The 9,561-nt window shown below is 73.6% G+C and carries 11 protein-coding genes; 7 read left to right on the top strand and 4 right to left on the bottom strand.

Translation table 11 applies throughout. From position 1 onward, the window contains the following. Positions 1–125 precede the first annotated feature (125 nt). A complete protein-coding gene (locus ACFWJ4_RS08895; protein WP_380540990.1) occupies positions 126–449 on the bottom strand; it encodes a hypothetical protein in 324 nt (107 codons plus the stop codon). Between the two features lie 110 nt (positions 450–559). Here ACFWJ4_RS08895 and ACFWJ4_RS08890 point away from each other — a divergent pair, with 110 nt between their 5' ends. The 7 genes from ACFWJ4_RS08890 to ACFWJ4_RS08860 all read left to right on the top strand — a co-directional run bounded on the left by ACFWJ4_RS08890 (position 560) and on the right by ACFWJ4_RS08860 (position 6,863). Further along, a complete protein-coding gene (locus tag ACFWJ4_RS08890; RefSeq protein ID WP_380540988.1) occupies positions 560–1,189 on the top strand; it encodes a TetR/AcrR family transcriptional regulator in 630 nt (209 codons plus the stop codon). Positions 1,190–1,240: 51 nt separating this feature from the next. Next, entirely contained in the window at positions 1,241–2,338 is a 1,098-nt protein-coding gene (locus tag ACFWJ4_RS08885; protein ID WP_380540985.1) for a TIGR03617 family F420-dependent LLM class oxidoreductase, read from the top strand. A 228-nt stretch (positions 2,339–2,566) separates the two neighbouring features. Further along, positions 2,567–2,971: a hypothetical protein gene (locus tag ACFWJ4_RS08880; protein WP_380540982.1), complete on the top strand. Its 405-nt coding sequence runs from the start codon at positions 2,567–2,569 to the stop codon at positions 2,969–2,971. Beyond that, positions 2,968–4,731, top strand: coding sequence for a GMC family oxidoreductase (locus ACFWJ4_RS08875; RefSeq protein ID WP_380540979.1), 1,764 nt, complete (start codon positions 2,968–2,970; stop codon positions 4,729–4,731). Before ACFWJ4_RS08880 ends, ACFWJ4_RS08875 begins: the two co-directional genes overlap by 4 nt. 79 nt (positions 4,732–4,810) lie before the next feature. Then, entirely contained in the window at positions 4,811–5,653 is an 843-nt protein-coding gene (locus tag ACFWJ4_RS08870; RefSeq protein WP_359903256.1) for a hypothetical protein, read from the top strand. Beyond that, positions 5,650–6,327 carry a DUF402 domain-containing protein gene (locus tag ACFWJ4_RS08865; protein WP_380540976.1) on the top strand — a complete coding sequence of 226 codons (678 nt, stop codon included), beginning with the start codon at positions 5,650–5,652 and terminating at the stop codon, positions 6,325–6,327. The genes ACFWJ4_RS08870 and ACFWJ4_RS08865 overlap by 4 nt, the downstream gene beginning before the upstream one ends. Before the next feature lie 68 nt (positions 6,328–6,395). Beyond that, on the top strand, positions 6,396–6,863 hold the full coding sequence (locus tag ACFWJ4_RS08860) for a hypothetical protein (protein ID WP_380540973.1): 468 nt from the start codon (positions 6,396–6,398) through the stop codon (positions 6,861–6,863). Here the strand turns inward: ACFWJ4_RS08860 and ACFWJ4_RS08855 are convergent. The 3 genes from ACFWJ4_RS08855 to ACFWJ4_RS08845 form a co-directional block, all read right to left on the bottom strand. Beyond that, positions 6,829–7,818 carry a bile acid:sodium symporter family protein gene (locus ACFWJ4_RS08855; RefSeq protein ID WP_380540970.1) on the bottom strand — a complete coding sequence of 330 codons (990 nt, stop codon included), beginning with the start codon at positions 7,816–7,818 and terminating at the stop codon, positions 6,829–6,831. The genes ACFWJ4_RS08860 and ACFWJ4_RS08855 overlap by 35 nt on opposite strands. Before the next feature lie 209 nt (positions 7,819–8,027). After that, complete coding sequence (locus ACFWJ4_RS08850; RefSeq protein ID WP_380540967.1) at positions 8,028–8,345, bottom strand: hypothetical protein; 318 nt, start codon at positions 8,343–8,345, stop codon at positions 8,028–8,030. Continuing rightward, complete coding sequence (locus ACFWJ4_RS08845) at positions 8,342–9,229, bottom strand: oxaloacetate decarboxylase (RefSeq protein ID WP_380540964.1); 888 nt, start codon at positions 9,227–9,229, stop codon at positions 8,342–8,344. Before ACFWJ4_RS08845 ends, ACFWJ4_RS08850 begins: the two co-directional genes overlap by 4 nt. Positions 9,230–9,561: the final 332 nt, after the last annotated feature.

Below are 9,561 nucleotides of genomic sequence, written 5' to 3'. Positions count from 1 at the left end.
GGACGGTCTCACGTGACAAGGTCATCGCGGCCATGCTCGGCTGGATGAAGGGAGAGCCCGAGTGGAAGGCCCCCTTCATGTGGAACAACATCGGGTCCTGGTTCGAGGCTGAGAGCTAGAGCCGGTCACCGATCGCTGGTCTTCAGCACGCGTGGCAGGTGGAGGTGGAGGTGCTCCACCTCCGCCTGGTGGCTGCGGTTTCGGAGTTTGCAGGCAAGGGTTTCGGTGAGACCGCTTGCTCGGTGCCGCCCGGCGCGGCAGCCGGGCGGCACTTCGACGGGGCGAACGTTGCCTGATGCGGCACTAGATAACCGACCGCGCTCCCGGCCCCCCGGCCGCGCGTGCTTCTCCTCCTGCTGCTGCTCCTGTCGCTGTTCCTGGCCGCGCCGCGGTGCCCAGCGGCCGCGGACGAGTCCCTCGGTGGTGCGGATGACGGGCTGTTCCGGCATGTGGGCGCTCCTCCCTCGGAAGGCTCCCCACGTTATAGGTCAGCTGTATTATGTCAATCGTATGAAAAAGACCCCGCAGTGCGCGGAGCGAGGACGAGGAGCCGCCACCGATGCCGAAGCAGGTCGACCACCGGGAACGCCGGGAGACGATCGCCCGCGCGCTGTGGCGGGTCGTGGAACGGCGCGGCGTCACCCACCTGACGATGCGCGAGGTCGCGCAGGAGGCCGGCATCTCGCTCGGGCAGCTCCAGCACTACTTCGGCTCCCGGGCGCAGATGCTCTCCTTCGCGATGGACTTCGCCGGCGAGCAGAGCGCGCAGCGGGTCGGCCTGGCGACGGGAGCGCTCGGTGGGAGGCCGCATCCGCGCGACGTGCTGCGGGTGATGCTGGTCGAGCTGCTGCCCCTGCACGCCGACGCGCGGGCGACCAGCCGGATGGGCGCCGCCTACGTGCTGGAGGCGCTGCACGACGAGGAGGTCCACGCTCGGGCGCGCGGCGGCCTGCTCCAGGGGCGGGCGACGGTCGAGCAGGTGGTCCGGCAGGCGATCGCCGACGGGCAGCTGGCGCCCGACCGCGATCCGGCGGTGGAGACGGACCTGCTGCTCGCGCTCACCGGGTTCGCCACGCTGCTGGAGCTGGACGTGGTCGGGCCCGACGCCGTGCTCGCGGCCGTGGACCGGTACCTGGACCGGCTGTTCGCGGTGCCGGGAGACGCGGGCGGGGACGTCGACGGCGGGTGACGTGGCAGGCTACCCGGGTACCACAGCCGCCCGCGACCAGGAGCCCAGCCCATGGACCGACCCGCCACCCTCCGGCCCGCCGCCCCCCGACCCGCCGCCCTCGGGCTCGACGCCACCGCCTCCGGGCACCCGGCGGGCATCCTGGACGCCGCCGAGCGGGCCGAACGCCGGGGCATGGACCGGCTGGTGGTGGCCGAGACCGCGTACGACCCGTTCCTCCAGCTGGCCCGCGCGGCCGACCGGACCGAGTCGATCGAGCTGGCCACCGGCATCGCGGTGGCCTTCGCCCGGACCCCGATGACCCTCGCCTACCAGGCCTGGGGACTGCACGCGGCCTCCGGCGGACGCGCCGTCATCGGGCTGGGCTCGCAGGTCAAGCCGCACATCGAGAAGCGCTTCGGAATGCCCTGGGACCGTCCGGCCGCCCGGATGCGCGAGTACGTGCACGCGGTACGGGCGATCTGGCACAGCTGGCAGACCGGCGAACGGCTGCGCTTCCGGGGCGAGTTCTACACCCACACGGTGATGACGCCGGTGTTCTCCCCGGACCCGGTCCCGTCCGGCGTGCCGCGCATCCTGCTGGCGGGCGTCGGGCCGCTGATGACCCGGACCGCCGGGGCGGTGGCCGACGGCTTCCTGAGTCACCCGTTCTCCTCCACCGCCTACCTGACCGAGCAGGTGCTGCCGGGCCTGACCGAGGAGCGGGCCCGGGCCGAGGCGGAGGGCGCCGCATGGACGGAGCGGCCGTTCGAGATCGTCGGCAGCGTGCTCACCGCCACCGGCCGCACCGAGGAGGAACTGGCGGCCAACCGGGCCGCCACCCGCGAGCGGCTCGCGTTCTACGCCTCCACGCCGGCCTACCGTCCGGTACTGGCGCAGCACGGCTGGGAGGAGCTTCAGGAGGAGCTGCACACCCACTCGGTGCGCGGCCGCTGGGCGGAGATGGCCGCGCTGATCGACGACGAGGTGTTCGACGCCTTCGCGGTCTGCGGTCCGGTGGAGGAGGTCGCCCGGGAGATCCACCGCCGGTACGCGGGTCTGGTCACCCGGCTGTCCGTCAGCCTGCCCGAGGACGCCGACCCGGAGCTCGGCCTGGACGTCCTGGCGGCCGTGCGGGCGCTTGGCCGACCGGAAGCGGACGCCGGATGATCGTGATGCGCGGCCGACCGGACAAGGGGTGACGAAGTCCGGGCAGATTCGTGCAACGCGTTTCCGGTGGTGAGGAGGCGCGGCATGATCGCGGTGGCAGGCCGGGTCGTCCGGTGGACGGGTCGACCCGGGCCTGCCGCGTTGTGGGGCCTGTCGTGCCGTACGGACCGTTGCGCCGTCCGGCCTGTCATGCCTCGGCCACCCGTTGCCGACCATGGGGGTGCCCGCGTGCCCGTGTCCGACGACCGCCCGGCCGACTACGACCTGGCGGAGTGCTGGGACCCCGTCGCGAACCAGTACGTCGACGCCCTGGCCGACCTGGACGAGTTCCTGCGCGTCTGCGCCGAGCTGACCGGATTCGACGTCCCCGAACTGCGCTCCACCGGCATGGCGGACGAGCACCACCGCACCACGCTGGCCCACCAGGTGCGCGACGAGCACGCCCTGGTCCACCTCTGGTACGTCGGCGCCTGGCCCGGCGAGGCACCCTCCTCCGCCCGGGCCCACGACCAGGGACTGGTCTGGCGGACCTTCCACGCCGTCCCGCCCGGCTCCGCAGCCCCCGGCCACGGCAGCTGGGCCGAGGCACCCCGAAGCGCAGTGGCGCCGGACAACGGCGGTGAGCGCCGATGAGCGCCCGCTGGGACGCCGTCGTGGTCGGCGCGGGCTTCGCCGGGACCCTCGTCGCCCACCGCCTCGGTGCACAGGGCTGGCGGGTCCTCGTCCTGGAAGCCGGACGGGCCGCGCCCACCGGCGCCGAAACCGCCACCGCCCACCGCGCGGCCGGCGGCGGACCGCCCACCTCGCCCTACCCGCACAGCCCCGAAGCCCCGTCACCCGACGTCACCGACCTCGCCGGAAACCCGGACGGCGGCTTCACCGCCACCGGCCACCTCCGCCAGGACGGGCCGCTGCCCTACGCCAGCGGCTACCTGCGCGCCAACGGCGGCACCGGACTGCTCTGGACCGGGCTCACCCCGCGCATGCACCCCGAGGACTTCCGCACCGGGGACCTCGGCCACGGCCGCAACTGGCCGATCGGCTACCACGACCTGGAACCCCACTACCGCGAGGCCGAACAGGAACTCGGCGTCGCCGCCGACGCCGAGGAGCAACGCCGCGCCGTCGGACTGCCCATCCCGGACGGCTACGACTTCCCGATGCGAGCCGTTCCGGCGAGCTACCTCGACCGGCAACTGGCCCGCGCCCTCGACGGACGGACCGTCCGCGACCCCGCCGTGCCCGGCCCCGCCCGGCTCGCCGTCACCGCCACCCCGCACGCCCGCAACGGCGTGCCGACCAGGCCCGGATCCGCCGACGGGCCGCTCTGCGCGGGCAGCGCCAGCTGCGTCCCCGCCTGCCCGACCGGCGCCAAGTACACCCCGCTGCGCACCCAGGCCCGCTGGGCGGCCGGGGTCGAACTGCGCACGGAGGCTGTCGTCAGCCGGGTGCTGGCCGACCCGGAGACCGGGCGGGCCGGAGGAGTCGAGTACCTCGCGGGCGGGACGGCCCACCGGGTGGAGGCGGACCTGGTCGTCCTCGCCGCGCACGCGATCGAGAACGCCCGGCTGCTGCTCCTGTCCGGCCTGGCCAACCGCAGCGACCAGGTCGGCCGGAACCTGATGGACCACCCGGCCCTGCTCACCTGGGGGCTGATGCCCCGCCCGGTCGGCCCCTACCGCGGACCCGGCTCCACCAGCGGCCTGGAGGCGTTCCGCTTCGGCCCCGGGCGGGAGCGCCGGGCGCCGTTCCGGATCGAGATCGGCAACTGGGGCTGGTCCTGGGCGGGCGGCGCGCCGGAGGCCGAGGCGGCGGCGCTGCTCGCGGCGGGCCTGCGCGGCAAGGAGCTCCGCGACCGCCTCGGTGACCGGCTGGGCCGTCAGTTCTCGCTCCAGTTCGAGCTGGAACAGCCCGCCGACCCCGCCAACCGAGTCACCCTCGACCCGGACCGGCGCGACCCGCTCGGTCTGCCGGGCCCGGCCATCCGCTACGACCTCTCGGAGTACGTCCGCGAGGGGATGACCTCCGCCCGGGCCGTCTCCGACCAGCTGTTCGCCCTGCTCGGCGCCGAGGACCACACCGCCTACCCGGCGGCCGGATGGCCGGGACGGCTCGAACACCGGGGAAGCGTCCACGGCTACCGCGGCGCCGGCCACGCCGGAGGCACCCACATCATGGGCGACTCGCCCGCGACCTCGGTGGTCGACCACTGGCAGCGCTGCTGGGAGCACCCCAACCTGTACGCCGTCGGCTGCGGCTCGATGCCCTCCCTGGGCACCTCCAACCCCTCGCTCACCATGGCCGCCCTCGCGCTGCGCAGCGCCGAGCGGATGCACCACGACCTGCTGGAGCTGCACCGCCCGGCGGCCGTGGCACCACCGGCCGCCCCCTGAACCCTCGTACCGCCCCCGCCGCTTCCCCCGTCTTCCCTGTTTCCCCGTCTCTCCCGTCTCTCCCGTCATCGGAGTCCTCATGACCGGCCTGCCGCTGCCGCCCGTACCGGAGCCGTACCACCTGCCCTTCCACTACGGTGCGCTGCACAACATCGGCGTCGACTACCTGGTCGACCGCGCGCGGGCGCGCGAACTGCTCGCCAAGCGCCACCCCGGGCTGAACGTCGCCGCCTTCGACGGCGGGGCCTGCGTCTCGCTCAACTACCAGCTCTACTTCGCCCAGTATCCGAACGGCGGCGGCATCACCCAGGAACTGGAGATCAACCTGATCGCCCATCCGCTCTTCGCCGAGGAGCGGATGCCGGTGGTCAACTACGGCCAGTACGCCCGGGGGTACGACCAGACCAAGCTGCTCGGCATCGCCCGGCTGCACGTCCTCTGCGACAACCCGCTCGCCATCGACGCCGGGCGCCGGCTGTACGCCGAGCCCAAGCACCCGGGCTGGTTCGAGACCACCCTGCCCTCCCTCAACGCGCCCGACGTGCGCGAACGCTGGACGGTCTCCTGCCGTCGGGCCGGCCTCGGGCAGGACGGGCTGATCCGCCACGACGAGGAACTCCTCGCCCTGGACGTGAACCTGGTCGGCCTCACCCCCGAGTCCGTCAACAACACGCCGATCACCGGCTACGGCACCGACGACGAGGGCAAGCTGCTGGCCGGGCCGCTCAACGTCTACCAGCCCTACCGCTACTACGCCCTGGACGACCGCACCGCCGACCGTGTCCGGCTCGACCTCGGCAACCCTGCGGAGGAGTCGGCCCGCGACCTCGCCCACCTGATCGCCGACGCCCCGGCGGCCGGGGTCTGGACCTACCAGTCCCCGCCGGTCGCCGCCCACAACCGGGCCTACTACATCCGATGACGGCCCCGGCCCTCTCCCAGGTCTTCGCCCCGGGCGGCACCGCCGTGCGACGGGACGTCGCCCACGGCAGGGTCTGGTCGGCCATGCCGTACACCGTGCTCGCGGACGACGGCGCGACCCTGACCCTCACCGCCCGCCCGGGGACGGAGACCCTGGCCCCGGCCGGCTGGACCGCCGCCGCCCGCGCGGGGGACGACGCCGCGCGGCTGGACTGCATCGAGGACCTCGCCGCCGGCCGGTGGGAACTCGACGACTGGACCTGGCGCGACACCGTGGTGCTCAGCCGCTTCACCGCCGGAGCGCCGTTCAGCGTCCACCGCTTCCTGACGCCCGGCGGCCGGCCGCTGTACTGGTACGTCAACTTCGAGCGCCCGTACCGGCGGACGGCCATCGGCCTCGACACCCTCGACCTCTTCCTGGACCTGGTGATCACCCCCGATCTCTCGACGTACAGCTGGAAGGACGAGGACGAGTACGCCCACGCCCGGCGCCTCGGCGTCATCGACGAGGCCACCCATCGGTGGATGGACCGGGCGCGGGACCTCGCCCTCGTGCAACTCCTGGACCGCGCCGGCCCGTTCGCCCCCGACCCGGCGGTCTGGGAGCTGCCGCCCGCAGGCCCGCTGCCCACCCTCCCGGCCACCGCCCTCAGCACGCCCGTCGAAGCGGAATGAAGGTTGATCACCCGGCGCCGACCTGCTAGGGTCGCGCCCCTGCGCGAACGACAGCAAGGGGGGCGGACGTGACGGTGACGGCGGACACGACGGACGACGTGGAGGCCCTCAAGCACCTGCACGACGGCGGCGACTACCGGCGGCTCGCCGAACGGACCTCGAACCCCGAGGTACTGCGCCAACTGGCGATCGGAGAGTACCCGTTCGTCTGGCATGCGATCGCCCGCAACCCGGCCGCCCCCACCGACCTGCTGGCCGCACTGGCCGGACGCCGGCAACTGGTGTGGAACGACAACCGTCTCCTTGAGCTGCTCGCGGCCCACCCCGCCCTCATGGGCGAGGCCTTGGAGGGGCTGGTCGATCTCGTGGGCGACCGCCTGCGGGAGGGCGACCGGCCGTACGCGGCCGTTCTGGAGCTGGCCGGTAGGCCGGAGCTGCCGGCCGAACGGCTGCACCGGCTCGGCCGCCTCCCGGGGGCCTCGGCCAGGCTGCGCCGGGGGATCAGCCGGGTGCTGGCGGAGCGTCCGGACCGGTGAGCGCGGCCGGGACCGGGCCGGGCACGGCGGCGGCGGTGGGAGCCTGTGACCAGCGTCCGGCGAGTACGGTGCCGACGATCAGCTGGAGCTGGTGGTAGAGCATCAACGGCAGTACCAGCAGGCCGGCTTGCGTGCCGAACAGGACGGTGGCCATCGGCAGGCCGTTGGCCAGGCTCTTCTGCGAACCGCAGAGCACCGCCGCGATCGTGGCCGACCGGTCGAGCCCCAGCAGCCGCGCGCCGAGCCCGGTGGCCGCGAGGGCGGCGGCGAGCAGGGCGAGCAGCACCGCGAGCAGCCCGAGCAGCGCGAGGGGGGTGGCCAGGCCCCAGATGCCCTGGGACACCGCCGCGCTGAACGCCGTGTAGACGACCAGCAGGATCGAGCCGCGATCCACCGGGGTGAGCACCCGTTTGTGCCGGGACAGCGGACCGCCGAGCCACGGCCGCAGCAACTGCCCGAGCAGGAACGGTGCGAGCAGCTGCAGCCCGATCCGCAGCAGTCCGTCGGCGGACAGCGTGGTGTGCGATCCCAGCAGCCAGGCCGCCAGCAGGGGCGTGAGCACCAGCCCCGCCAGGCTGGAGTAGGTGCCCGCGCAGATCGCCGCCGGCACGTTGCCCCCGGCAGCGCCGGTGAGCGCCACCGAGGACTGCACCGTGGAGGGTGCCAGACAGAGGAACAGCACCCCGGTGTGCAGCTGCCCGGTCAGTGGGACGGGCGTGAGCAGTGCGGTGGCCACGCCGAGCAGGGGGAAGAGGACGAAGGTGGCGGCCAGTACCAGCCCGTGCAGCCGCAGGTGCCGCAGCCCGGCCAGCGTCTCACGGGTGGAGAGTCTGGCACCGTAGAGGAAGAACAGCAGCGCCACCGCGAGGTCGCAGGCCACCCCGGCGAATCGCGCCGAGGTGCCGGAGGCCGGGAACAGCGCGGCCAGTCCGACGGTGCCGGCCAGCGCCGCCATGTAGGGGTCCAGCCAGCGCGGCAGCAGCCTGCGGGGGCGGGGACCGGGGGCGCGTTGCGGCTGCGTCCGTTCCCCGGGCGCCTGGTCCCGGCGCCGCCGGGCCGCGTGCCCCGGTGCGTGCCCCGATGCCGGGTGCCCCTGCGCCGCGTGCCCCCTGGCCGTGCGCGCCCGGAGCCCTGGTGGCTGCTCCGGGCGCGCCGGACGGTCGGTCACGGGCCGCCTTCCGCCATCGGGCGGACCGAGGGCCTGGAGGAGGAGCCGGGCCCGAGCAGTCCGCCGACCAGCGAGCCGGCGCCGTCGTGGTCGCTGCCCGCCGAGCCGCTGCCGTTCTGGAGGTTGGCCGTCCGGTCGATCTCCAGCCAGGAGTCGGCGTTCGAGTTGTCCACGACCGTGATCAGCCCGCCGCCGGCCGCCGCGGGCGACGAGGCTCCCGCGAGCAGGGCGCAGGCTCCGGCCAGCCCCAGCGCGGTGGCCCGCAGGGCGGCGGCCGGCGAGGGCGGGGCGGCCCCGCGCAGCCCGGTCCTCATGCCGTCACCGTCATCAGCCCGCTTGAGCGCGAGATGTTCCGCTCCAGCAGCTCGGTGGACTCCCGCACGCCGACCTGCTCGCGCCCCCCGGCCGGGGCCGGCAGCCGCCCGTCGGCGCTCTTCAGCCCGGCCAGCGCCTCGTCCATCGCCCGGTGCGCGGCGAACAGGCACGGCGTGCTGTAGATGGCCACGTCCACCCCCAGCTCCGACAGCTCCGAGAGCGACAGCCGGGGCGACTTCCCGCCCGCGATCTGGTTGAACAGCAGGGGCTTGTCGCCGACCGCCTGGCGGATCCGGCGGATCCACTCCTCGCTGCGCACACCGTCCACCAGCACCACGTCGGCGTCGGTGGCGGCGAGCGCCCGGGCCCGGCGCAGGATGTCGTCCTCCTCGGTGGCGTCGGTGCGGGCGACCACCACCAGGTCCGTCCGGTTGGCGAGGACGAGCTCCAGCTTCTCCAGGTACTCCTCCAGCGGCAGCACCAGCTTGCCGTCCGCGTGCCCGCAGCGGCGCGGCCGCTTCTGGTCCTCCAGGATCACGCCCGACGCCCCGATCCGTTCGAGCCTGCGCACGACGTGGCAGGCCACCTCCGGATCGACGTACCCGTCGTCGATGTCGACCAGCAGGTGGTGCCGGGGGAAGGCCCCGCGCAGCCGCTCGACGAATCCCACCATGTCGGGCCAGGCGATGAAACCGATGTCGGGCAGCCCGTAGTAGGAGGCCGCGAAGCCGAAGCCGGAGACGAACATGCCGTCGTAGTGCTCGGCCGCGATGGAGGCCGAGTACATGTCGTGGACGCCGATCAGGGGCGTCGTCCCCGGGCCCGCGATCTCCGCGCGAAGCCGCTGCCCGGGGCTGTCCGATGCCGTGTTTCCGTAGTACAAGGCCTACTCCTTGCTAGGGATGACTTTGCCTGAACTTGGTGTTCATCAGACCGAACTGAGGTGTCATCACTATGCGCCCTTTAATGTTCCGTGGGCAAATCTTTAAGAGAGGTTCCCTCGTTAGAGTGAATGCGGGCAGGCAATAGGAAAGCCTGCAAATGTGGTGATCCGACAAGTGAGCTGGCGCGTCGACATGACGGAGGACGGCCGGGGTGACGTCACGGCCGTCGAGAAGGCGGAGAAGGCAGATAAAGCAGAGAAGGCGGAGAAGGCGGAGACCTGGAAAGCAGCCGGGGCCCGCCCGCTGGGGGCGGGCCCCGGCGAGGGGTCGG

It is taken from the genome of Kitasatospora sp. NPDC127067 (assembly GCF_042724755.1).
GTDB classification, from domain to species: Bacteria; Actinomycetota; Actinomycetes; order Streptomycetales; family Streptomycetaceae; genus Kitasatospora; species Kitasatospora lactacystinica.
Note: the sequence above shows the minus strand (reverse complement) of the source record. Positions and strands in the feature narration are given on the sequence as shown.

Bases quoted from the DNA above. Each gene is read 5' to 3' on its own strand.
- ACFWJ4_RS08895 (WP_380540990.1), bottom strand. From the start codon at position 449: ATGCCGGAACAGCCCGTCATCCGCACCACCGAGGGACTCGTCCGCGGC.
- ACFWJ4_RS08890 (WP_380540988.1), top strand. From the start codon at position 560: ATGCCGAAGCAGGTCGACCACCGGGAACGCCGGGAGACGATCGCCCGC.
- ACFWJ4_RS08885 (WP_380540985.1), top strand. From the start codon at position 1,241: ATGGACCGACCCGCCACCCTCCGGCCCGCCGCCCCCCGACCCGCCGCC.
- ACFWJ4_RS08875 (WP_380540979.1), top strand. From the start codon at position 2,968: ATGAGCGCCCGCTGGGACGCCGTCGTGGTCGGCGCGGGCTTCGCCGGG.
- ACFWJ4_RS08870 (WP_359903256.1), top strand. From the start codon at position 4,811: ATGACCGGCCTGCCGCTGCCGCCCGTACCGGAGCCGTACCACCTGCCC.
- ACFWJ4_RS08865 (WP_380540976.1), top strand. From the start codon at position 5,650: ATGACGGCCCCGGCCCTCTCCCAGGTCTTCGCCCCGGGCGGCACCGCC.
- ACFWJ4_RS08855 (WP_380540970.1), bottom strand. From the start codon at position 7,818: ATGGCGGCGCTGGCCGGCACCGTCGGACTGGCCGCGCTGTTCCCGGCC.
- ACFWJ4_RS08850 (WP_380540967.1), bottom strand. From the start codon at position 8,345: ATGAGGACCGGGCTGCGCGGGGCCGCCCCGCCCTCGCCGGCCGCCGCC.